Source organism: Kerstersia similis, from assembly GCF_965139615.1.
Classification (GTDB): domain Bacteria; phylum Pseudomonadota; class Gammaproteobacteria; order Burkholderiales; family Burkholderiaceae_B; genus Kerstersia; species Kerstersia similis.
In genome coordinates this window covers 55,959-78,605 of record NZ_CBCSIQ010000018.1, presented here as the reverse complement: position 1 = coordinate 78,605, position 22,647 = coordinate 55,959, and the positions used below count along the sequence as shown (strand labels likewise).

Below are 22,647 nucleotides of genomic sequence, written 5' to 3'. Positions count from 1 at the left end.
GCAACGCTCTCCGCTATGTTGGTGCCTGCGGTGCAGGCCGCGACGGCTACGGGCGCTGCGGCAGGCACGGCGGCAACCGGCAAGCCGTCCGAGGCTGCTGGCGTAGCGCCGGCCGCTGTTGGCCAGCGTTTTGCCCAGCGTTTCGATGGCGTGCAACCGGATGGTGTTCGCAGCGTCGGGTATGGGCTGTACGAGGTGCAGGTGGATGACAGCCTGTTTTATACCGATGCGGATGTCAGCTATCTGATGCAGGGCTATCTGGTGGATGCAGCAACGCGCCGCAATCTGACGCAAGAGCGTATGGAACAGCTGTCGGCCATCGACTTCGATCAGTTGCCGCTGGAACTGGCGATCAAGCAAGTGCATGGCGATGGCTCTCGCAAGCTGGCGATTTTTGAAGATCCGAATTGCCGCTATTGCAAGCAGCTCCGGCAGACGTTGGCAGGCATCGACAATGTGACGGTGTACGCTTTCCTGTTGCCCATTCTGTCGCAGGATTCACACGAAAAATCTCAGGCCGTGTGGTGCGCCAAGGATCCGGCGGCTGCCTGGGATGCCTGGATGGTCAAGGGTATCGCGCCCCAGGCCGGCAACTGCGACGCGCCGCTGGATCAGCTGCTTGCCCTGGGCAAGCGCCTGAACGTGCGTGGCACGCCGGCCATTTTCTTCGAGGACGGCACCCGGGCGCCTGGCGCGCTGCCTGCCGATGAGTTGCGGGCACGACTGGATCGCGCCCAGCAGGCAGCCCGCTAAGTCTAGTTTTTCACGCACGCTATCAGGAATCCGAATATGTCCCTGCCACCAGTTTTCCCTGCGCATGTGATTGCGCGCTGGCTGTTGATACTGGTTCTGGTTGCCGGCGTCTATTTCTTCGGCAGTTTCCTGGTGCCTGCGCTGGCAGCGCTGATTATCGGCATTGCGTCGTGGCCGATGTATTCACGCTGGGTCCGGATGTGCAATGGCCGCACGGCGCTGGCGGCGAGCGGCGCTTTGCTGGTGGTTGTGCTGGTATTGATCGTGCCTTTGTCCATGGCGTTGTCCTACGCCATCCAGGAAGCCGGCAACGTGCTGGGTTGGTTGCAGGATGCCAATCGCGACGGCTTGCCCGTGCCGGAATGGCTGCCTGCATTGCCTGTGGTGGGCGAGCGCTGGGCCGGTTATTGGCAGGAACACCTGGGCGAACCGCATGCCTTGGGCTACTGGGTGCAGGTGTTGAGCGGCCAGCATCTGGGCAATATCTACCGTTGGGTGCTGTCGGCGACCGGCAACCTGTTCCATCTGGCGTTGACGGTACTCTTCATGCTGATCACGCTGTTCTTCGTTTACAAGGATGGCACGGCGGTGGTGGCGCAACTGGATCTGGCCGGCGAGCGTATCTTCCCGGCGCGCTGGCAGCAGTTTTCGCGCATGGTGCCGGCCACCATCGGTTCCACCGTGACCGGCATGGGCGTGATCGCCATTGGCGAAGGCGTGGTGCTGGGGATTGCCTACTGGGTGGCAGGGGTGCCGTCGCCGGTATTGCTGGGCGTGATTACCGGCTTCATGGCCCTGATACCGGGGGGGGCACCGCTGTCATTCACCCTGGTGTCACTGTATCTGATGGCTTCCGGTGATATCGTTGCCGGGGTGGCGTTGCTGGCCTGGGGCAGTATTGAATTGTTCATCGTGGACAAGACCTTGCGGCCCCGCCTGGTGGGCGGCCCTGTCAAGCTGCCGTTCCTGCCGACGTTTTTCGGTCTGGTCGGCGGGGTCAAAACCATGGGCTTCGTGGGCTTGTTTGTCGGGCCGGTATTGATGGCGCTGCTGGTTGCCATGTGGCGCGAGTGGTTGCGCAATATCCGGGCGGAACGGGCACGTAAGCAGCAGGGCAGGCTTGCCCAGGAGCGCAGCAAGGGGGCGTCTGCCCGCCTGGAGGCGGGCGCTGACGACGGGGTCTGACCCTATCCGCTGTCTGCTGCGTTGCCATCGTCGGGCCAGGAGAGTCCATGCCGTGGGCTATTTTCATACTGCGAGGAAAACATGAGCATCAGCATCCGTCAGAATGAAGCATCTGCATTGCGCCTGACCGCCGTGGCCGCTGGCCACGAGCTGGCGCTGGATATGCCGGCGCCGGAAGGAGAAGGCCCGGATCCCCATGATTATTTCGATACGGCGCTGGGGGGCTGCAAAGCCATGACCGTGCTGCTTTATGCGCGTCGCAAGGGCTATCCGCTGGATAAGGTCACGGTGAATGTGGAGCGTGATTCCAGCCGCGAGCGCGCGGGTGTTTATGGCTTGACGGTGACGCTCACGCTGGAAGGGGATCTGGATGATGCGCAGCGGCAGGATCTGCTGACGATTGCGGATCGTTGCCCCATCCACAAGTTGATGACCCAGTCAGAGATAGAAGTGAGCACGCGCCTGGCTTGAGCCGGTACGCCAAGGACAAAAAGATGGCGCAGGCGGCCTGGTGCCGCCTGCGCCATTGCTGTCTTCAGTGGAAGGATCAGCCGTGCATGCCCGGTACGATGGTGGAGAAACCGGCATCGACATGGGTGATTTCACCCGTAATGCCGGCAGCCAGGTCGGACAGCAGGAACGCGGCGGCATTGCCGACGTCTTCGATGGTCACGTTGCGGCGCAAGGGGGCGTTCTGTTCCACGAACTTCAGGATGGAAGAGAAGTCCTTGATCCCGCTGGCCGCGAGGGTTTTGATCGGGCCGGCGGAAATGCCGTTGGCGCGAATGCCCAGCGGGCCAAGGTTGTCGGCCAGATAGCGGACGCTGGCTTCCAGCGAGGCTTTGGCCAGGCCCATGGTGTTGTAGTTGGGAACAACGCGTTCGGCACCCAGATAGGTCAGGGTGAGCAGCGAGCCCCGGCGGGCTTGCAGCAGCGGCAGCGCTGCCTTGGCCAGTGCGGGGAAGCTATAGGCCGAGATGTCGTGCGCGATGCGGAAGCCTTCGCGCGACAAGCCGTCGAGAAATTCGCCGGCGATGGCTTCACGCGGCGCGAAACCGATGGAGTGAACCAGGCCGTCCAGGCCGTCCCAGCGTTCGCTCAGTGCGGCGATGGCGCTGTCGATGCTGGCATCTTCGGCAACGTCGCAAGGCAGGACGATATCGCTGCCGAAATCGGCGGCGAATTCCTTGACGCGATCAGCGAAGCGGTCGCCGACATAGGTGAAGGCCAGTTCCGCGCCTTGTTTGTGGCAGGCTTGAGCGATGCCGTAGGCAATAGAGCGGTTGGACAGGACGCCGGTAACGAGAATGCGCTTGCCGCTAAGAAAACCCATGTGTGTCTATCCTGAAAATTAACGAAGGCATGGGCCGGACGATACCGGCCACAACGCAATCATACCGCCCGGGCAGCGCCTGGGCGGCATGACCGGGGGCTTACCCGCGCGAGTTGGTGCCAGGGATACGCAGCTTGCGGCCGACAGCGAGGTTGTTGTCCTTGAGATTGTTGAGGCGGCGCAGGGTCGTGACATCGGTGCCGTAGCGACGCGCGATGGCTGACAAGGTGTCGCCGCGGCGGACGGTGTGGGAGCGTACGGCGGCAGCTCGGGTCGGCGTGGCCCTGGCGGCAGCGACGGGCACGACCGGTGCCAGCGACGCAAATTTCACCTGGTTGCCAGGCTTGGCGGGCAACAGCAGCGGCTGGCCGCTGGCGGTGCGCTGGCGGGCGCCCAGGCCATTGAGACGGCGCAGCTCGGCTTCGGAAATCCCGTGCTCGCGGGCGATGTCACGCAGGGTTTCGCCGCGTTGCGGATGGTAGGTTTTCCATGCGCTCAGCTCGCCCTTGTAGGTGTTGAGGTTGGCATAGAAAATCTCGACCCGGTCCAGCGGCAGGATCAGCGTGGTGCTTTCCGAACCTGGAATGATGGGCAGGTTGTAGGACGGGTTGAGGGCGCGGAATTCTTCCAGCGGCATTTCCGCCAGTTTGGCGGCGATGTCGATGTCGATGTCGCGGGTCTTGGCGATGGTGGTGAAATAGGGCGAATTGGGGACTTCCGGCAGTGCGATGGCGTACTGCTGTGGCATGGCCACGATATTCTTGATGGCCTGCAGCTTGGGCAGATAATTGCGCGTTTCATCCGGCATGTTCAGCGACAGGTAGTCCGTCGGCTTGTTGTCGGCTTCATTGCGCGCCATGGCGCGGCGCACGGACCCTTCGCCCCAGTTATACGATGCCAGGGCCAGATGCCAGTCGCCCTGCAGTTCGAACAGGTATTCGAGGTAATCCAGCGCGGCACGGGTCGAGGCGATCGGGTCGCGGCGTTCGTCCTGCCACCAGTTCTGTTTCAGATTGAAGTTCTGGCCGGTGGCCGGCACAAACTGCCAGAGTCCGGATGCATGCGCGCGGGAGTAGGCGTCCGGGTTGTAGGCGCTTTCGACGAAGGGCAGCAGCGCCAGTTCGGTCGGCAGGCCACGACGGTCGATTTCATCGAGGATGTGGTACAGATACTTGCCGGCGCGATCCGCCATGCGTTGCACGTATTCCGGGTGCGCCGCGTAATAGTCCGTCCATTTCTGTACCAGCGGCGTGTCCAGGTTGGGGATGGCAAAGCCCAGGCGGATGCGCTCCCAGGCATCGGAGGCCGGGCGCGTCAGGTCGATGATCCGCGAGCTGTCGGCCATGCGGGCCTGCAGCAGCGTGGCGCGGTTGGTCTTTTGCGGTGGGGGGGAATTACGGGCGATCAGCAATGAAAGCGGATCGTTGGCCTGGGCAGTCTGTTGTTGTGAGGTGCTGGCGCAACCCGCCAGGACTGCCAGGCACAACGGTAGGATGAATTTAATCAGTTTCATGCGGGTCGGTCTGAATTCGGTTGGCGCGGCCCGGGCGGCATCGGCCGCGCTCAAGCTGCATTCTTCCATTCACGCAAGGCAGCGAAGATATCCACACTGTTGGAAAGCGAGCGCTGCGACCATTGCTGGGCAGCCTGCATTACCTGGGGATTGCCAAGGCGGAGGAAGGGATTAATGGCGTATTCTAGTGCGAGCTGGGTGGGGAGTGTGGGAATTCCGTGATTTATAAGCTCGGATGCACGGATTTTCCATTCTTTTAACTTCTTATTACTTGCATCTACCTGCAGCGCCCAGTCCAGGTTGGAGAGCGTATATTCATGGGCACAGCACACCAGGGTGTCTGGCGGCAGGTTGGCGAATTTGGCCAGCGAGTCATGCATCTGGCGGGGCGTGCCCTCGAAGAGCCGGCCGCAGCCGCCGGAAAACAGGGTGTCGCCGCAGAACAGGACGGGCTGTCCGGCCAGCGTGCCGCTGTAGGCGATATGGCCGGCCGTATGGCCAGGGACATCCAGAACGCGCAGTGCCAGCGCCGGATCGTCCAGGTTCACCAGGTCGCCTTCGCGAAGCCGGACATCACAGACCGGCAGGGTTTCTGTCGCGGGGCCATACACCTTGGCGCCAGTCACCTGTGCCAGTTCCCGCGCACCGCCGACATGATCAGCATGGTGATGGGTGAGTAGAATGGCGACTAGCTGCAAGGGATGGTGTTCCAGGAAATCGAGGACGGGGCGTGCTTCGCCTGGATCCACCACGACGGCATGGCTTGAACCGGCGGCCAGCCAGATGTAGTTATCCCGCAGGGCGGGCAGCGGGAGCAGCGAGCCGGGAGTGACAGCGTCGGCGGTCTGGGGCGTTGTCGAAAGAATCATGGGGATATGTTCCAGTGACTGACGAAAGCACAATCAGTAAATTGGGCGAGTGGCTGGCCACGCCGCCGGGGGAATATGTCCGTGCCTGGGAGCAGGCGCAGTTCGATGCCATGGTAGCTGATGTTTTTGGCTATCAGGCCTGGCAGGTGGGCATGCCGCAGCTCGATGCCTTGAAGGATAACCGCATGCCTTTCAAGGCCTTTGCCGGCATCGCATTGCCCGCGCCGGGGCAGGGTTCCTGGCAGTCGTGCATCCAGGCGGATCCCGAGGCGCTGCCCTTCGCGACGCAAAGCATAGATTTGCTGGTGCTGCCGCATGTGCTGGAGTTCGCCAGCCAGCCGCATGAAGTATTGCGCGAGGTGGATCGTGTACTGGTGCCAGAGGGGCGGGTCGTCATCTCGGGTTTCAACCCCTGGAGCCTGTGGGGGCTGCGTGAGTCCGTGCCTGGTATCGACCCCTGGCTGCCACATGCCCAGGCAGCGCAGGTGTCGCTGGTGCGCCTGCGGGATTGGTTCAAGCTGCTGGGGTTCGAGGCGGAGCGTGGGCATTATGGCTGCTATGCGCCGCCCTGCCGCACGCAAACCTGGCTGCAACGCTGGAATTTCATGGAAGCGGCGGGCGAGCGCTGGTGGCCGTTTTGCGGTGCGGTCTATGCCGTATCCGCGATCAAGCGGGTGCAGGGGGCGCGGCTGATCGGCCAGCCCTGGAAGAAAAAGCGGCGGCGCATGCCGCGTGGTGCGAGAGTGGCAGGTGCGGCCAGCATGGAGCAGAACGTGGCGCCCCAGCTGGCGCTGGTACGCGAACGGCACGAAGAAAAGGACAATTGGTGAAACCCATGGCAGGAAAACCTTCCACATCGGCCGTATCGGCCAAGCAAGTGGAAATCTGGACGGATGGCGCCTGCAAGGGCAACCCGGGCGTAGGGGGCTGGGGGGCGTTGTTGCGCTACGGCCGCCATGAAAAACCCATGTGTGGCGGCGAGCGTGAAACCACCAATAACCGCATGGAAATGATGGCCGTGATCCGGGCCTTGCAGGCGCTGCGTGAACCATGCCAGGTCACTTTGCACACCGATTCGCAATATGTGATGAAGGGCATCACGGAATGGATGCCTAACTGGAAGCGCAGGGACTGGCGTACCGCAGATAAAAAGCCCGTCAAGAATGCCGATCTCTGGCAGCAGCTGGATACTGAAGTCGGGCGCCATGAGGTGAGCTGGCGCTGGGTCAAGGGGCATGCCGGAGACCCTGGTAATGAACGTGCCGATGAGCTGGCCAACCAGGGGGTCGAGAGTGTGCGTGGCGCGGCAGCGCTGGCAGCCGAGGCCGACACGGCGCGGCAAGAAGCCTGACGGGCTTTCCGGCCTGCATGTTTTACACTGATGCCTTTCCGGCAGTGCCCTGCCTGTTTCTTTTTGGAGTCTTGCCCGTATGCGGCTGATCGTACTGGATACCGAAACCACTGGCCTGGAACCGGCGCAAGGGCACCGCATCGTTGAAATCGGTGCCGTGGAAGTGGATAACCGGATGGTGACCGGCAACCACTACCATCAGTATCTCAATCCCGACCGCGATAGTGATCCGGAGGCACTGGCCGTGCACGGCCTGACGACGGAGTTCCTGTCCGGCTACCCCCGTTTCGAGGAAGTGGCGCGGGATTTTGTCGAGTTCATCCGCGATGGCGAATTGTTGATCCACAACGCTGCCTTCGATATCAAGTTTCTCGATGCCGAACTGCAGCGCGTGGGGCTGGGCAAGGTCCAGGATTATTGCGCCAAGGTGACTGACAGCCTGATGGTGGCGCGTGAAATGCATCCGGGCAAGCGTAATTCGCTGGACGCCCTGTGCGACCGCTACGGGATTTCCAATGCGCACCGGACGCTGCACGGCGCCTTGCTGGATACGCGTTTGCTGGCCGAAGTCTGGCTGGCCATGACGCGCGGGCAGGAGTCCTTGCTGGGGGATGTCGATGCGGCGCAAAACACAGGTGGCGGCGATGCCTTGCTGTTCCGCGAGGGGGAAGACAGCTTTGATCCGGCGCGCTTGATGGTATTGCCTGCTGGCGCGGCAGACCTGCAGGCGCACGCGGAATATTTGTCGGCGCTCGATAAGGCGGTTAAGGGCGAGTGTGTCTGGCGGCGTTACGAGCCGCAGGCGGAAGCTTCCTCATCCTGATGGGAAGGGCGGCGCTGCCGCCTGTCAAGCAGGTGGGCAGCCGCTGCGATGTGCAGGTGCCTCAGAGAAAGGGCTTGCTTTCCTGATATTGTTGATGCTATTATTTTCTTCTCTTCAAGGTTTGAAGAGATCTGGGCGGTTAGCTCAGTGGTAGAGCACTGCCTTCACACGGCAGGGGTCACAGGTTCGAACCCTGTACCGCCCACCAGATTCATGTGCGGAAACGTACGGCAGAAACCTGTATGGCATAGCCATGCAGGTTTTTTTGCGTCTGCGGCACTGCATCGGGCCACGATGGTCGCAGGCCTGTCGAAGATACCAAAGGGATGAGCCTGTAATGAGTACCCGTTTTGGCCGGCGTACGGCGACTGGAAACTTTGAATACCACGATAGCAAAGAGTCGCTGATGGCGGCCCAGCGCAAGGAAAATCGCCAGGCGCGTGCCGTGTTGTTCGGCCTGGCAGGACTGGTCATCGGCGGTATGCTGACTTACTTGATGCTGCAGCGGTTCGGCATGGAGTGGCCCAAGTGGCTGCGTTTCGCATTGGTGCTGGCCGGTAGCGGTATCCTGGCCTATGTGCTGGTCAGGTTCGCTGAGCTGCTTTGGAAATTCGTTCTGTGCCTGATTGTGATCGGCGTGGTTTGGGTCATAGGCACGGTCATTTGGCGCATTGTGTAAGGGCGCATCGTCTGAGCATCTTGCCTCGGAAGGCAGGCGGACAGGCCGGAAGGGACTACGCCCGGCTGCGCGAAGCTGCGACGCCGGGCATGGCGTCGCTGTTTGACTGGTGCGTGCCGGTTGGTGGTGGATAGGTGCCGGGATAGATCCAGCCTGGACCAGCCTCTATCAGCCTCTACCGCCCTTTAGTACCCTTTACACGGCCTGAGCGCCGCCATCCACGGGCAGGGCGATGCCGGTAACGTAATCGGAGGCCTTGGATGCCAGGAAGATCACGGCGCCATCCAGGTCTTGGGGGTCGCCGGGGCGAGCGGCAGGGATGCGGCGCTGGGTGCGTTCCAGCCAGGCCGGGTCGCTGAACATGGCGGATGTCATGTCGGTCTTGAACCAGCCGGGTTCAATGGCATTGACCTGGATGCCGGCCGGCGCGAACTCGATGGCCAGGCTTTTGGTCATCTGCCGCAGGCCACCTTTGCTGGATGCATAGGCGACGCTTTCGGGCAGGCCGTTGGCGCTGCCATATGAACAGAAATTGATGATCTTGCCGCGTCCGGCTGCGCGCATATGGCGCAGCGCTTCGGTGGCGCAGATGAAGCTGCCATGCGTGTTGACGGCATGCACGGCAATCCACTCCTCATCCGGGAAATCCAGCGACGGGCATTTGCGGTGGACGCCTGCCGCATTCACCAGAATATCCAGGCGGCCATGGCGGGCGACCACGTCCTGTATCACGGCGCTGACCTGTGCGCGTTCGCGCGTGTCGCAGCGCATGGCTTGCGCACCCAGGCGCTCAGCCTGTTCCTGCAGTACGTCTGCGCGCCGGCCCAGGATGATGACAGTCGCGCCGGCGTTGCGCAGCGCGCGAGCGGCGGCTGCACCCAGGCCGGAGCCGCCGCCGGTCACGACCGCGACCTGGCCGCTTAAATCAAAAAGTTGCTGTGCCGGGTTTGCCATGGTGATGATGTCTCCTTGTCGATGGCGCCAGCGCTGGCAGCCGGGGAAATCCACAGCCCAGACTGACTCTGGAATGGTATTCCATTTTTGGCGGCAAGGGGACGAAGGCTCCGGCCGCGGCGGGCGGGCATAGGCAATGACGGTGCTGCAGGAATGTCATTGTGGCGGCTGGCGCTGCGGGGTCGGCAACGCCAGCCGGGTTCAGTCAGGCGTGTGCAGCAGGCCGTCGATGCCCATGGTGAGGCTCAGCAGCACGACCAGCAGGATGGAGAACAGGAAGAGCTTGCGCGCCCAGGGGCCGGGGTTGCCTGGGTCGCAGGGCGCCAGCGTAAGCCTGAGCCAGTAGAGCCCGCCAGCCAGGGCCGTGACCAGGTAGAGCCAGCTGGCGGCGCTGAAAAGCGGCAGCAGCAGGCTGCAGGCGGCGAAGGCGGCGGTATAGCCGATGATCTGGCTGCGGGCGCAAGCGAGTCCGTATTGCAGCGGCAGCACCGGGATGCCGGCGGCGCGATAGTCTTGCGCCCGGAAGATGGCGATGGCGTAGGAGTGCGGCATCTGCCACAGGCAGAACATCAGCAGCAGCACCAGCGCGCCCAGGTCAAAACGGCCGCTGGCCGCGCAATAGCCGATCACGGGCGGCATGGCGCCCGACAGGCTGCCGATCAGCGTGCCATGCACGGTATTGCGCTTGCCGTAGAGGCTGTAGGCGCCGACATAGACGGCAAAACCCAGCAGTCCCAGCAGGGCGGCGAGCGTACCGCCGCCCAGGGTGTCCAGCAGCAGCAGGCCGGCCAGCCCCAGCAGCGTGCCATACAGCAGGGCGTGGCGGGGGGCGATGAGTCCGGTGACCAGTCCGCGCTGGCGCGTGCGCGTCATCGCGGCGTCGATGTCGCGGTCGATATAGTTGTTGAAGACGCAGCCCGAGGCAATCACCAGGGCCACGCCGGCCGCAGCCGCCAGCAGGGTGGCGAGGCTGGCGTGGCCGGCGGTTCCCAGAAGGAAGCCGCCGACAAAGCTGACCAGGTTGCCGGCGATGATGCCGGGTTTGGTCAACAGCAGGTATTGCCTGAACATGCGCACGGCGGGCCTGGCCTTTACATCATCATGTGGTCGTTCATGCTCCAGATGATCCAGAGCGACAGACCGACCACGATCAGCAGAATGACGATGGTGAAGACGAAGCTGGACAGGTTCCAGCCGCCCTCGGAGTGCCGGTTCATGTGCAGGAAGTACACCAGCTGGACGATGGTCTGCACGATGGCGAAACCGAAAATCAGCAGCAGCGTGGTGGAGCGTTCCAGCCCGGTGGGGTACATCACCAGCGCGAACGGAATCAGCGTCAGGATGACCGCCAGGATGAACCCGGTGTTGTACGAGCGCAGCGTGCCGTAGCTGGCGCCGGCGCTGTCGGTGTGGCCGTGTTGGGACATGATTACAGGGCTCCAGTCAGATAGACAACGGTGAACACGCAAATCCAGACCAGGTCCAGGAAGTGCCAGAACAGGCCCAGGCAGGCCAGGCGGGTCTGGTTGCGCGGCGTCAGGCCGTCCATCGAGGTCTGGTGGATCAGCACGGCCAGCCAGATCAGGCCGGCGGTGACGTGCAGGCCGTGCGTGCCGACCAGGCCGTAGAAGGCGCCCAGGAAGGCGCTGCGGCTGGGGCCGGCGCCTATGCTGGCCAGGTGCTGGAACTCATAGATTTCCATGGCGATGAACAGCGCGCCCAGCACGAAAGTCACGCACAGCCAGCGCAAGGCGTTGCTCTTGTCGCCACGGTGGATGGCCAGCGAGGCATAGCCGAAGGTGATGCTGGAGAACAGCAGCACGAAGGTTTCGCCCAGGACAAACTTCAGGTTGAAGATTTCCTGGCCGGTCGGGCCGCCGGCATAGGCGTTCATGAGCACGACGTAGGTGGCGAACAGGCTGCCGAACAGCACGACGTCGGACATGAGGTAGATCCACAGGCCGAAGACGGTATTGTCGCCGTGTGCTTCGTGCCCATGGTGGTCATGGCTCTGGCCTTGGCCGGCGTGCGGCTTGGCGTGCGCGCCGGTACTTGGGTTCAAGGTATGAGTGGACATATTCAGGCCTGGCTCGCTTGGGCTTGGGATTGGGCGGCTTGGTAGTGCGCATGCTCGATGCGCTCGATTTCCTTGACGGGCACGTAGTAGTCCGTGTCCTTGTCATAGGTACGCCAGATGAAGGTGATGATTGCGCCTGCCAGCCCGGCAATGGCCATCCACCAGATATGCCAGATCAATGCGAAGCACAGCGCCAGCACGAAGGCAGACATGATGAAGGGCAGGCCGCTGCTGCGAGGCATATGGATGGGCTCGTAGTGCGTCGGGCGCGCAATGCCGCCTTGCTTCTTGGCCTCATGGAAGGCATCGAGTTCGTCGGCGCGCGGCGTCACCGCGAAGTTGTAGAACGGCGGCGGCGAGGAGGTGGCCCATTCCAGCGTGCGCGCATTCCAGGGGTCGCCCGTCAGGTCGCGGTTCTTGTTGCGGTCGCGGATGCTGACCACCAGCTGCAGCACCATGAAGAAAATGCCCAGCGCCACGAAGCATGCGCCCACGAAGGCCACATACAGGTAAGGCACCCAGGCCGGGTTGTCGTAGTGGTTCAGGCGGCGCGTCATGCCCATGAAGCCCAGCATATAGAGCGGCATGAAGGCCAGGTAGAAGCCGATGATCCAGCACCAGAAGGAGTAGCGGCCCAGACGCTCATTGAGCTTGAAGCCGAATACCTTGGGGAACCAGTACACATAGCCGGCGAAGTAGCCGAACAGTGCGCCGCCGATGATGGTGTTGTGGAAGTGGGCGATCAGGAACAGGCTGTTGTGCAGCAGGAAGTCTGCACCGGGGATGGCCAGCAGCACGCCGGTCATGCCGCCGATGGCGAAGGTGACGAGGAAGCCGATGGTCCACAGCATGGGCGTGGTGAATTCCAGGCGGCCGCGATACATCGTGAACAGCCAGGTGAAGATTTTCACCCCGGTGGGCACGGCAATGATCATGGTCATGATGCCGAAGAAGGCATTGACGTTGGCGCCGGAGCCCATGGTGAAGAAGTGGTGCAGCCAGACGATGAACGACAGGATGCCGATGGCAACGGTCGCGCCTACCATGGACTTGTAGCCGAACAGCTTCTTGCGGGCGAAGGTTGCAGTGACTTCGGAGAACACGCCGAAGGCCGGCAGCACCAGGATATATACCTCGGGGTGGCCCCAGGCCCACACCAGGTTCGCGTACATCATGGCGTTGCCGCCAAGATCATTGGTGAAGTAGTGGGTGTCCAGGTAGCGGTCCAGCGTCAGCATCGCCAGCGTGCCGGTCAGGATCGGGAACGAAGCGATGATGATGACGCAGGTGACGAGCACGGTCCAGGTGAAGACGGGCATCTTCATCAGCGTCATGCCGGGGGCGCGCATCTTGATGATGGTGACGAACAGGTTGACCCCGGTGAGCAGCGTGCCCAATCCGGATGCCTGTAGCGCCCATATGTAGTAATCCACCCCCACGCCCGGACTGAGCTCGATGCCGGACAAAGGCGGATAGGCGACCCAGCCGGTCATGGCGAATTCGCCGATGCCCAGCGACAGCATGACCAGCACCACACCCACCACGAACAGCCAGAAGCTGAACGCGTTGAGGAAGGGATAGGCCATGTCGCGCGCGCCGATCTGCAGCGGCACGACGATATTCATCAGGCCCACCACGAACGGCGTGGCGACGAAGAAGATCATGATCACGCCGTGGGCGGTGAAGATCTGGTCGTAGTGGTCGGGGTGCAGGAAACCTTCGCTGCCGCCATTGGCGACGGCCAGCTGGGCGCGCATCATGATGGCGTCGGCAAAGCCGCGCACCAGCATGACCAGCGCCACGAAGATATACATGATGCCGATCTTCTTGTGATCGACGGAGGTGATCCATTCAGACCAGAGATAGCCCCACTTGCGCAGGTAGGTGATGCCGCCGACCACCGCCAGGCCGCCAATCAGGATGGCGATCAGGGTGATGACGACGATGGGTTCGTGTAGCGGTATATCCGCCAGGCTGAGTTTTCCTAACATGTCCGGTCTCGGTTACAGGGCATTCGGGTGCGTTTCCGGGGCGGCATGTCCGCCCTGGAGGCTATCGTGGCGGGGCGCATCGTCCTGGGCCCGCCCATGGCCGTCGGCAGGGGCGGCGTCGTGGTGGCTCATATCGACGAACTGGCCGATGATGCGTTCGAACAGCTGGGGCTCCAGGCTGGCGTATTGCTCGATCGGGTAGCGGTAGGGCGGGTTTTCAGGGCGCTTGGCGACTTCCTGGAAACGGGCGAAATCAAAATTGCCGCTGCCTGCGCGGGTACGCTCTGCCCATTGTTCGAACTGCTCGGGCGGCAGGGCGTGGGCCGTGAAGTACATATCGGAGAAACCGTTGCCGCTGTAATTGCCCGAGAAACCGCGATAGTTGCCCGGTTCGTTGGCGATCAGATGCAGCTTGGTGCGCATGCCGGCCATGGCATAGATTTGTCCGCCCAACTGCGGGATGAAGAAGGTATTCATCGAACTGTTGGAGGTGATATCAAAGGCAATGGGGGTATTGGCCGGGATGTACAGTTGATTGACGGTGGCGACCCCTTGCTCCGGATACAGGAAAATCCATTTCCAGTCGGCGGAAATGGCTTGTATCGTGACATGCGGGACTTCGGATTCCAGCGGCTTGTAGGGATCAAGCTTATGGGTGCTTTTCCATACAATCACTGAAAGTATGCAAATAATAATGATGGGAAACCCCCATACGACCACCTCGACTGCCGTGGAGTGCGCCCAGTCAGGGGCATAGCGGGCCTTGGCCGAGGCGCGATATTTCCACGCAAAGACCAGGCTGAGAATGATGGCGGGCAGCACGACGATCAGCATGAGGCCGACTGCCGTGAAGATCAGATTGCGTTCTTCCACGCCAACCTGGCCCTTGGAGTTGATCAGCTCCCAGTCACAGCCAGACAGGCCGGCCAGCGCCAGCAAGGCTGGAAGCATGCATAGGTGTCGTATTTTCAACGGTTTCATCGTCATTTCTTGGACATGGGTGGGGACGCCGGATGGGGAGTCGCAGGCGGCAGCCCGGACGCGTACGCCGCGTGGGCGTGTCCTGGCGTGACATGCTCTATGATTGGGGCAGGCTGCAGGACCGGGCCGGGCGGGGCTTGCGAGATTTGTATGTATAAATACATATAATGTATGCATACAATATTCTGCAGGATCGGAATATATCACAAACAATCACCATACGATTTGCATGAATGACAAAAGCGTTGCGTCGATGACTGCGCCTGCCTGGCTGGAGACGCTGGTTGATGGCGGCGGGCCGCGCTACTTGCAGATTGCCGATGCCATCGGCAATGCCCTGGATGCCGGCCGCCTGAGGCCGGGAGACCGTTTGCCGCCGCAGCGGCAACTGGCGCGCCAGCTAGGGCTGGATCTGACGACCGTGACGCGGGCCTATGCCGAGGCGCGCCGCCGTGGCCTGCTCGACGCCAGGGTCGGCCAAGGCTCTTTTGTGTCGCATGGCCCGGCCGAGGACGGCAGGGTAGCGGATCTCAGCATGAATATTCCGCCGCCGCCGCCGGGCGGGCAGCTGGAACGCATGCTGCGCCAGGGCATGAATGATGTGCTGGCCCGTACCGATGTCGATACGCTGATGACCTATCACTGGGGCGCTGGCAGCCAGGCCGACCGTGAAGCCGCGGCGGCATGGCTGGCGGCTGGCCTGGGGCGGGTGGATCCGGCGCGCATTGCTGTGGTGCCGGGGGCCCAGGCCGCCCTGGCCGGCCTGGTGCTGGCGCATAGCGCGCCGGGCGATGCCGTGGCGGCAGAGGTATTGAGCTATCCCGGCTTGATGCAGGCCGTCCGCCAGACGGGCCGGCGCATGGCCGCCGTGGCGGTGGATGCAGCGGGCATGCTGCCGGATGAACTGGAGCGGGTGTGCCGGACGCAGCGGGTACGCCTGCTGTACCTGAATCCGACGATCCAGAACCCGACGGCGATCACGATGCCGGCCGGGCGCCGCCAGGATATTCTGGCGGTGGCGCGTGCGCACGATGTGCATGTCATCGAAGACGATCCCTACAGTTTCCTGGCGCCTGGCGGTCCGCCTGCCCTGGCGCAACTGGCGCCGGATAGGGTGAGCCATGTCGCGACACTGTCGAAGTCGCTGACGCCGGGTTTGCGCACAGCCTTTGTGGTGCTGCCGAATGCGGCGGCGCAGGATGGTTTCGCGCTGGCCATGCGGGCGCTGACCTTGATGGGGGCACCATTGATGGCTGCGCTCGCGACGCAGTGGATACGCAGCGGGATGGCGGCGGAATTCCGCGATGCCGTCGCCAGCGAAGCCCGCATCCGCTACGAACTGGCCGAAACCGTGCTGCCGTTCGCGCAGCACGGTGGGCCGCACGGTTTTCATATCTGGCAGGCGGTGCCCGCACAGTGGAGCCTGAACGGCTTGCTGGCAGCTGCCAGCGCGCATGGGCTGGGCATCTGCACTTCCGAGTTCTTTACCGTGGACGGAATCGCACCCAAGGCGATCCGGATTTCTCTGGGCGCAGTGCCGGACCGGCGTCGCCTGGAGCGGGCGCTCAAAGTGCTGGCCGAGCTGCTGGCGCAGCAGCGCCCGGCCTTGCCCGCAGTGGTGGTGTAGCCAAGGGCCGGGTTGCCAGGCCTGGCTTGCGTCGCGGCCGGGCCTGGCGTTACGGGCGCTTGACGGCCGTGACTTCGATCTCTACCAGCCAGCCGGGGTTCACCAGGCCAGCGACCTGCATGGTGGAACGCGCATTCAGAATGGCCGGGTTGCCGCCGAAAAATTCGGCATAGCCGGCACTGAAACCGGCGAAGTCCATCTTGCCGGTAGCCGGGTCTGCAACCAGGTAGGCCTGCACTTTGACGACATCGTCCAGGCCCAGGCCGAGGGCGGCGAGCTGCGTCTTGATCTTGCCCAGGACGCTGATGGTTTGGGTTTTCGTGTCACCGAATGCGGCGGCGCTGGTGGGCGGGGCCTCCTTGTTTTGCACGGAGGGTACCTGACCGCTGAGATAGACCGTCGTCAGGCCGGGGGGCACTTCCGTTGCGGCGGCGATGGGCGACTGCGGGTTGCCGGAGGCATGGCGCGTGATATCGGCCGCCTGCGCCGGCGTTTGCAGCATGGCTGCGACGAGCGCAGCGGCCAGTAGCGGGCGAGGGATGCGGGTTTGTTCAAAGGCGTGTGCGAAGGGGAGCATATGGGCTTTCATGGGGCAACCTCTGGAAGTCAAGGGAAGAGCAGGAAGAGATGCCGCCCGCCGGGCGGCACGCAGGGAATGGTGTTCAGGCTGCCTGTGCCTGGGCGTGCAGCTTGGCGATCTGTTGCCAGGCGGATTCAATGGCACCCGAGAGCCAGCCGGTCTGGTAGCTCAGGTGTTCGCCTGCGAGATAGACGCGGCCTTCGGGCTGCAGCAGCAGGGGGTAGGTAGTGCGGCGCCCTTCTTCGCTCCAGTTGGCCCAGCCGCCACGGTTATAAGGCACGTTCTGCCAGGCGATGGAGAAGCTGGTGCGGAAACTGTCCTGGTATTGCGGGAAGATTTTCTGGCCGTTGCTGACAGCGAAAGTGGTGCGCTCGGCGGGGCTGAGCTGGCCGATGGTGTCCGCATTGCCGCCGAAGTTGTAGTAGCCCAGGATGATGCCGGTATCGCCTTGCCAATGGTTGGAAGGCAGCGTGATGTTGCCAATGCCCTTGATGTCGGTACGGACATGGCCGCCATAGATGGCATCGTCCACTTCCCAGAACCGGTTTTTCATCTGCAGGCCGATTTTGCCGGCGGCCATATAGGGTACGGATGCGATGGCAGCCTTGAAGGCAGCCGAAAAATCGGTATCCAGGTCTTTGAGCACCGGCAGTGGAATCGTGCAGATGCAGTAGTCGGCCTGCAGCGTTTCTGCCGCGCCCGAGCGGGTATCTTTGATGACCACGGTGACACCGGCCTTGTTCTGGCGCAGCGATTGCACTTCGGCCTGGTAGCGGATCAGGCCATTGAGCTGCCGGGCAAAGGCGGCGGGAATCTGATCCATGCCTTCCAGGGGGTGGAACATGGTGATCTGCTGATTGAAGCTTTGCACCGATTGATAGATATGTCCCAGCTTGGAACCCAGCAGTTCCTCGAAGCCCAGCGGGTCGGACGGCGTGCCGGGCCCGGGTTCCGTGCCTGCGCCGGGGTTGACGCGATAGCCCCGGCCGTTGGTGCCGCGATAGCGCAGGTCGTCTTTGCCCAGATAACCTTCATGCGCAAGGTAATCCAGCAATAGCGCTTTATCCGCAGCCGTGACCTGTTCATCGAGCTTGCCGTCCACGATGCTCTTTGCCAGCAGTTCATTGACGTAGCCGCGCATGTCCGCCTTGACTTCGCCTTGCCTCAAGCGCTTGCCCGACAGCGCACCCGCATTCTCGTGATAGACATAGGCGGCGTCGTTATCGTTGACGAAGATCCCCAGCGGCACCTTGAACTCGCGTGTGTAGTAGAGCGTGGAGCGGTGGTGATAGGGGATGCGCATCGGCCCCAGATTGAAGAAATCACCGGTGTCGAAGTCGCAGACGGTACTGTTGCCGGGTTCCTCGCTGCGGGTGCCCTTGCGTGCGGTGCGGGCCCGTCCGCCAGCGATGGGGCGTGCTTCCACGATCATGCAGTCGTAGCCTGCCTTGCGCAGCTCATAGGCGCTGGTCAGGCCGGCGACACCTGCTCCCAGGATCAGCACTCGCTTGCCCTTGCCGCTGCCCTGCAGCCTGGGCGGCTGGTCGCTTTGTGACGCCAGCGTCAGGCCCCAGGCGTTCATGGTCGCCATGGCCAGGCCCAGACCGCCCAGGGCGGCGGCGCGGTAGAGAAATTCCCGCCGGGTAGGCAGGCTGGCGGAAGGGGAGTGGATGCTGTCTGACATGGATCTTTGCCTTGCAGGTGAGTGGTGACTCATCTTTCAAAGCAATATCTGTGCCATCCTTGGCTCGTTCCGGGGCCGTTAGCGGCCAGGCACCAGAACGAAACATTCCGCACCGCGCCGATGCCTTGTCGTAGTGCGGCAAGGCATCGGCGCGGCGTGGGGGCGGCCCTGGAAAATCAGGCCGTGCGCAGCAGCGCCATGGGGGGCGTATTCAGGATGCGGCGTGTGCCAGCCAGGCCTAGCAAGGTAATTGCCAGGGCAGCCAGCAGAGCCGTGACCGCCAGCTGGGCCCAGGGCAAGGGCACCTGCGCCATGCGGAACACACTCAGGCCAAGCCAGCTGCCAGCGCCGGCGGCGCCCAGCGTTGCCGTCAGGGCAGCAATCAGCCCGAGAATCAGGAATTCGCACAGCGCGGCCAGGCGCAACTGGCGCCGCTGCGCACCCAGGGTACGCAGCAATGCGGCTTCGTGGCGGCGCTGCTGCGCGCTGGCGGCGAGGGCGGCGGCCAGCACCAGGGCGCCGGCCAGCAGGCTGAAGGAGAGCACCCAGCTGACGGCGCTGCTGACGCGTTCGATGATGCTGCGTACGCGCTCCAGCAGGTCGTTGACGTCCAGCATGCTGACATTGGGAAACTGCCGCGCCATGTCCGCGAGATGGGTGTTTTGTGCGGGGGGCAGGTAATAGCTGGCGATCCAGGTATGCGGCATGCCCTCGGCGTGTGCCGGGTCCAGCAACAGGAAGAAGTTGACGCGGAACGAACTCCAGTCAACTTCGCGCACACTGTCTATGGTGGCGGTCACGCTGCGCCCGCCGCTCTCTAGGGTCAGGCTGTCGCCCAGCTTCAGGCCGAAGCGTTCCATCCAGCCTTTTTCCACGGAGAGGCCTGCCGGGCCGCTGCCGGGTGCCTGCCAGCTACCCGCCACCAGCCGATTGGCTGCCGGCAGGGTCGCGCTCCATGAAAACCGCAGCTGCTCGGCAGCGCGTTCACGCATTTCCGGTGTCTGGTAGAAGCGCTCTGCGGGTTCCCCGTTGACGGCTGCCAGCTTGCCTACCGCCAGCGGCAGCATGGCAATCTGGCTGGCATCGGCCTGGTCCAGTGCGGCGCGGTAATCGGGAACCTGCTCTTCCAGGACGTTCAGGGCAAACCAGTTGGGCGTTTCCTCCGGCAACTCCGAGCGCCATTCCTGCAATAGCGCCGGGGCGGTGACGGCCAGTATCAGTAGTGCGCACAGGCCCAGGCTGAGGGCGACTGCCTGTACGGCACTGGTGAAACGGCGGCGTGCCAGCGATGCCAGCCCCAGGCGCAAGGATGGATGGATGCCGGCTGCCAGCCGGCGTGCCAGCCAGAGCGCCAGCAGCGCGAGCGCGGCAGCCACCAGGGCGACGGCAGCCAGGCTGATGGCCAGGATCAGGGCGAGCCTGACATTACCGGCCTGCATCCAGATCAGGCCCATGGCGGTGGCCAGCGGCAGCAGGTAGAACAGGTCAAAACGGCGCACGCGCGGCGCGACGCTGCGGCGGAAAACGGCCGCTGGCGGAACGTCGGCCAGCCGGGCCAGCGGCGGCAGGGCAAAGCCGGCGAGAATGGCCAGGCCCATGGCAGCGGCCGCCAGTGATGGCAGGAGGGGCTGGACGGTAGGCAGGGCGCCGCTGAAGAGGCTGCCTGCGACCTGCCAGGCCAGCATGGACAGGGCTTGCGTCAGGACGATACCCAGCAGCGCCGCCGGTATGGCCAGTGCGGCCAGGGTACCGGCCAGGAGCTTCAGCACATCGGCGCGTGGCGCGCCCAGTGCGCGCAGCAAGGCGACTTCATCCGTCTTGCGCTGGGCATAGCGCTGGGCCGCCAGCGCGATGGCGACGCCGGCCAACAGCGCTGCCAACAATGCGCACAGGCGCAGGAAGGCATTGGCGCGCTCGAAGGCGGTACCCAGGTTCTGCTGCGTATCTTCCAGTTCGATCAGGCGTGCATTGTCCGGTAGTGTTTGGGTGGCCGCCCATTGCTTCCAGGTTTGTACCGCGCTGGGGGCGCCGGCCAGCAGCAGGCTGTAGCGTGCGCGGCTGCCCGGACCGAGCAGGCCGGCGCGCTCAATGTCGGCCAGCGGAGCCAGGGCGGAAGGCGCCAGCGCGAAGACGTTGCCGCCGTCGGGCTGGCGCAGCAGTTCGCCGGCAATTCTCAGGGTAGCGTCACCGATCTGCACGCTGGCGCCGACGTCCACGCCCAGTGCGGCGAGGGCGCGGGCGTCCAGATAGACCTCCCCGGCCTGGGGAGCGCTGGCGGTGCGCTGCTGGCCGTCGGCGTCGCGCAGCGTGATTTCGCCGCGCAGCGGCCAGTCGGCCGATACCGCGGCCAGGTTCAGCAACTGGGCCTGATCCTGGGTGAACGCCATGCTCGGGAAGCGGACGGCATGGGCGCTGGCCAGGCCCAGGGTGCGGGCCTGGGTTTCGTAATCGGGCGGGATGGGGCTGGGCGCATTGAGGCCGCTGTCGCCGCCGACCAGCTCCGCGGAACCGGCGGCAATGCTGTGCTCGACGCGTAATGCCAGGGTGGCGACCACGCCCAGCGCGACGATGGAAAGAACCAGCGCCAAGGCCAGAGTGCGCAGCTCTGCGAGGCGCCATTCACGCCGGACGGTACGAAAAGCCAGGGAGAGAATATTCATGGATGTCGAGAGGGCGGCGGGAAAGGCGAAACCGGGCGGCCAGAATGCCGGGGGAATATGTCCGGATCATGGGGGGCGGGAGCGGTCGGGCGACGGGATTCAGCCGGCATCGCTCAGGCGGCCCGCAGCGATATGCAGAGACTGCTGGCAGCGCTGCGCCAGCGTCAGGTCGTGCGTGACCAGCACCAGTGTCGTGCCATGCTCCTGGTTGAGGCGGAACAGCAGGTCGCTGATCTGGCTGCCGGTGCGGGCATCCAGGTTGCCGGTAGGCTCATCGGCAAACAGGATGCGGGGTTCGTTGACGAATGCGCGGGCGATGGCGACGCGCTGCTGTTCGCCACCGGATAGCTGCGCCGGATAGTGGCTGCGCCGATGCGACAGGCCGACGGCATCCAGCGCGGCTTGCGCGCGTTCCCGCGCGCGCGGGGCGCCTTCCAGTTCCAGCGGCAGCATGACGTTTTCTTCGGCGCTGAGCGCTGGCAGCAAATGGAAAGACTGAAAGACAAACCCGACCAGCCGGCGGCGCAATCCGGCGCGTGCTTCTTCATCCAGGGCTTCCAGCGCATGGCCGTCGAGGCGTATGCTGCCGCTGCTGGGAACATCCAGCCCCGCCAGCAGTCCCAGCAAGGTCGTCTTGCCGGAACCGGACGCGCCAATGATGGCTGCGCTCTCGCCGGCATGAATGCGCAGGGAGATATCCTCCAGGATATCCAGCCTGCCGGTGGGGCCTGTTACCGACTTGCTAACATGCAGGCTTTCCAAAAGTACCTGTACCTGGGATGAACCGCTCATGCGTCGTTTCCTTTGCTTGCTGTGTCTGTGGATCGCCGCGCCGTTTGCGCAGGCGGCGGCTCCTGTGATTCTTGTACTGGGGGATTCGCTGTCCGCCGCGCATAACATTCCGGCTGATCAGGGGTGGGTGAGCCTGCTGGCGCACCGGCTGGAAACCGAAGCGCCGGAATGGAAAGTCGTCAACGCGAGCGTCAGCGGGGCCACCAGCGCCAACGGCAAGGCGGCCTTGCCTGCTTTGCTGGCGGAGCATCGTCCGGAAATCCTGGTGCTGGAACTGGGCGCCAATGATGGCTTGCGCGGTCAGCCGCTGAATGTGCTGGAAGACAATCTGGCCGACATGATAGAAGATGCGCGCGAAGCCGGGGCCGAAGTCCTGCTGGTGGGGATTGAATTGCCCGTCAATTATGGCCCGCGTTACCGCAATGGCTTGCGTCAGCTGTATGCGGGGCTGGCGCAGCGCTACCAGACCGGGCTGGTGCCTTTTCTGCTGGAAGGCGTTGCCTTGGATCCTGCCATGATGCAAAGCGATGGCCTGCATCCGGTGGCAGCCGCGCAGCCGCGTGTGCTGGAAAATGTCTGGCCGGCCTTGCGCGAACTGTTGCCTTGATGGCTGTGTTCCTGCCGTCTGCCGGCATCGCCATGGTGGGGGCGGGGTGTGGCGTTGTGCATAGCGCTGCCTATGGTTTTGTCCATGCAGGCCGTTCTGGCGGGGCGCGGGAATGATGCTGGCCACCATGGTGCCTGTGGGCAGGCGCCATGCCGGAGTTGCCGGCGGGGGTGGCGGATGGTCCATGA

General features: G+C 63.5%; 22 protein-coding genes and 1 tRNA gene. 10 read left to right on the top strand and 13 right to left on the bottom strand.

Annotation, left to right across the window (positions count from 1 at the left end; all coding sequences use genetic code 11):
- The first annotated feature begins 15 nt into the window (after nucleotides 1-15).
- The 3 genes from ACNA1V_RS12080 to ACNA1V_RS12070 all read left to right on the top strand — a co-directional run bounded on the left by ACNA1V_RS12080 (nucleotide 16) and on the right by ACNA1V_RS12070 (nucleotide 2,409).
- On the top strand, nucleotides 16-753 hold the full coding sequence (locus ACNA1V_RS12080) for a DsbC family protein (RefSeq protein WP_415833866.1): 738 nt from the start codon (nucleotides 16-18) through the stop codon (nucleotides 751-753).
- Nucleotides 754-789: 36 nt separating this feature from the next.
- On the top strand, nucleotides 790-1,938 hold the full coding sequence (locus ACNA1V_RS12075) for an AI-2E family transporter (protein WP_415833857.1): 1,149 nt from the start codon (nucleotides 790-792) through the stop codon (nucleotides 1,936-1,938).
- 81 nt (nucleotides 1,939-2,019) lie between these two features.
- Nucleotides 2,020-2,409, top strand: coding sequence for an OsmC family protein (locus ACNA1V_RS12070; protein ID WP_415833856.1), 390 nt, complete (start codon nucleotides 2,020-2,022; stop codon nucleotides 2,407-2,409).
- Between the two features lie 76 nt (nucleotides 2,410-2,485).
- Here the strand turns inward: ACNA1V_RS12070 and fabI are convergent, their stop codons facing one another.
- The 3 genes from fabI to gloB all read right to left on the bottom strand — a co-directional run bounded on the left by fabI (nucleotide 2,486) and on the right by gloB (nucleotide 5,653).
- A complete protein-coding gene (fabI, locus tag ACNA1V_RS12065; RefSeq protein ID WP_415833855.1) occupies nucleotides 2,486-3,271 on the bottom strand; it encodes an enoyl-ACP reductase FabI in 786 nt (261 codons plus the stop codon).
- Between the two features lie 100 nt (nucleotides 3,272-3,371).
- Nucleotides 3,372-4,784, bottom strand: coding sequence for a LysM peptidoglycan-binding domain-containing protein (locus ACNA1V_RS12060; RefSeq protein ID WP_415833854.1), 1,413 nt, complete (start codon nucleotides 4,782-4,784; stop codon nucleotides 3,372-3,374).
- A 50-nt stretch (nucleotides 4,785-4,834) separates the two neighbouring features.
- Nucleotides 4,835-5,653: a hydroxyacylglutathione hydrolase gene (gloB, locus tag ACNA1V_RS12055; protein WP_415833853.1), complete on the bottom strand. Its 819-nt coding sequence runs from the start codon at nucleotides 5,651-5,653 to the stop codon at nucleotides 4,835-4,837.
- Nucleotides 5,654-5,667: 14 nt separating this feature from the next.
- Here gloB and ACNA1V_RS12050 point away from each other — a divergent pair, with 14 nt between their 5' ends.
- The 5 genes from ACNA1V_RS12050 to ACNA1V_RS12030 all read left to right on the top strand — a co-directional run bounded on the left by ACNA1V_RS12050 (nucleotide 5,668) and on the right by ACNA1V_RS12030 (nucleotide 8,506).
- Nucleotides 5,668-6,483, top strand: coding sequence for a class I SAM-dependent methyltransferase (locus ACNA1V_RS12050; RefSeq protein ID WP_415833852.1), 816 nt, complete (start codon nucleotides 5,668-5,670; stop codon nucleotides 6,481-6,483).
- A 5-nt stretch (nucleotides 6,484-6,488) separates the two neighbouring features.
- Nucleotides 6,489-7,004 (top strand): ribonuclease HI, encoded by a 516-nt coding sequence (gene rnhA / locus ACNA1V_RS12045; RefSeq protein WP_415833851.1) that lies wholly within the window; start codon nucleotides 6,489-6,491, stop codon nucleotides 7,002-7,004.
- 79 nt (nucleotides 7,005-7,083) lie between these two features.
- A complete protein-coding gene (dnaQ, locus tag ACNA1V_RS12040) occupies nucleotides 7,084-7,827 on the top strand; it encodes a DNA polymerase III subunit epsilon (RefSeq protein ID WP_415833850.1) in 744 nt (247 codons plus the stop codon).
- Nucleotides 7,828-7,960: 133 nt separating this feature from the next.
- Nucleotides 7,961-8,035, top strand: a tRNA-Val gene (locus ACNA1V_RS12035).
- A 129-nt stretch (nucleotides 8,036-8,164) separates the two neighbouring features.
- Nucleotides 8,165-8,506 (top strand): hypothetical protein, encoded by a 342-nt coding sequence (locus tag ACNA1V_RS12030; RefSeq protein ID WP_415833849.1) that lies wholly within the window; start codon nucleotides 8,165-8,167, stop codon nucleotides 8,504-8,506.
- Between the two features lie 195 nt (nucleotides 8,507-8,701).
- Here ACNA1V_RS12030 and ACNA1V_RS12025 read toward each other — a convergent pair whose 3' ends face one another.
- The 6 genes from ACNA1V_RS12025 to cyoA all read right to left on the bottom strand — a co-directional run bounded on the left by ACNA1V_RS12025 (nucleotide 8,702) and on the right by cyoA (nucleotide 14,509).
- Nucleotides 8,702-9,460: a glucose 1-dehydrogenase gene (locus tag ACNA1V_RS12025; RefSeq protein WP_415833848.1), complete on the bottom strand. Its 759-nt coding sequence runs from the start codon at nucleotides 9,458-9,460 to the stop codon at nucleotides 8,702-8,704.
- Between the two features lie 201 nt (nucleotides 9,461-9,661).
- The gene (cyoE, locus tag ACNA1V_RS12020; protein WP_415833847.1) at nucleotides 9,662-10,531 is read right to left on the bottom strand and encodes a heme o synthase; all 870 of its coding nucleotides are present in this window, start codon (nucleotides 10,529-10,531) and stop codon (nucleotides 9,662-9,664) included.
- Nucleotides 10,532-10,551: 20 nt separating this feature from the next.
- Nucleotides 10,552-10,887, bottom strand: coding sequence for a cytochrome o ubiquinol oxidase subunit IV (gene cyoD, locus ACNA1V_RS12015; protein ID WP_339138884.1), 336 nt, complete (start codon nucleotides 10,885-10,887; stop codon nucleotides 10,552-10,554).
- Between the two features lie 2 nt (nucleotides 10,888-10,889).
- Nucleotides 10,890-11,537, bottom strand: coding sequence for a cytochrome o ubiquinol oxidase subunit III (gene cyoC, locus ACNA1V_RS12010; RefSeq protein ID WP_415833846.1), 648 nt, complete (start codon nucleotides 11,535-11,537; stop codon nucleotides 10,890-10,892).
- A gap of 2 nt (nucleotides 11,538-11,539) precedes the next feature.
- Complete coding sequence (gene cyoB, locus ACNA1V_RS12005; RefSeq protein WP_415833845.1) at nucleotides 11,540-13,528, bottom strand: cytochrome o ubiquinol oxidase subunit I; 1,989 nt, start codon at nucleotides 13,526-13,528, stop codon at nucleotides 11,540-11,542.
- A 12-nt stretch (nucleotides 13,529-13,540) separates the two neighbouring features.
- Nucleotides 13,541-14,509 (bottom strand): ubiquinol oxidase subunit II, encoded by a 969-nt coding sequence (gene cyoA, locus ACNA1V_RS12000; protein WP_415833844.1) that lies wholly within the window; start codon nucleotides 14,507-14,509, stop codon nucleotides 13,541-13,543.
- A gap of 229 nt (nucleotides 14,510-14,738) precedes the next feature.
- Between cyoA and ACNA1V_RS11995 the strand changes: the two genes are divergently transcribed.
- Entirely contained in the window at nucleotides 14,739-16,136 is a 1,398-nt protein-coding gene (locus tag ACNA1V_RS11995) for an aminotransferase-like domain-containing protein (RefSeq protein ID WP_415833843.1), read from the top strand.
- Nucleotides 16,137-16,185: 49 nt separating this feature from the next.
- Here the strand turns inward: ACNA1V_RS11995 and ACNA1V_RS11990 are convergent, their stop codons facing one another.
- The 4 genes from ACNA1V_RS11990 to ACNA1V_RS11975 all read right to left on the bottom strand — a co-directional run bounded on the left by ACNA1V_RS11990 (nucleotide 16,186) and on the right by ACNA1V_RS11975 (nucleotide 21,852).
- Nucleotides 16,186-16,713, bottom strand: coding sequence for a RidA family protein (locus tag ACNA1V_RS11990; protein ID WP_415833842.1), 528 nt, complete (start codon nucleotides 16,711-16,713; stop codon nucleotides 16,186-16,188).
- Between the two features lie 85 nt (nucleotides 16,714-16,798).
- A complete protein-coding gene (locus tag ACNA1V_RS11985; protein ID WP_415833841.1) occupies nucleotides 16,799-18,400 on the bottom strand; it encodes a flavin monoamine oxidase family protein in 1,602 nt (533 codons plus the stop codon).
- Between the two features lie 176 nt (nucleotides 18,401-18,576).
- Nucleotides 18,577-21,060, bottom strand: coding sequence for an ABC transporter permease (locus ACNA1V_RS11980; protein WP_415833840.1), 2,484 nt, complete (start codon nucleotides 21,058-21,060; stop codon nucleotides 18,577-18,579).
- Nucleotides 21,061-21,159: 99 nt separating this feature from the next.
- Nucleotides 21,160-21,852, bottom strand: coding sequence for an ABC transporter ATP-binding protein (locus ACNA1V_RS11975; protein WP_415833839.1), 693 nt, complete (start codon nucleotides 21,850-21,852; stop codon nucleotides 21,160-21,162).
- Here ACNA1V_RS11975 and ACNA1V_RS11970 point away from each other — a divergent pair.
- Complete coding sequence (locus ACNA1V_RS11970; protein WP_415833838.1) at nucleotides 21,851-22,459, top strand: arylesterase; 609 nt, start codon at nucleotides 21,851-21,853, stop codon at nucleotides 22,457-22,459. The genes ACNA1V_RS11975 and ACNA1V_RS11970 overlap by 2 nt on opposite strands.
- The last annotated feature ends 188 nt before the right edge of the window (nucleotides 22,460-22,647 follow it).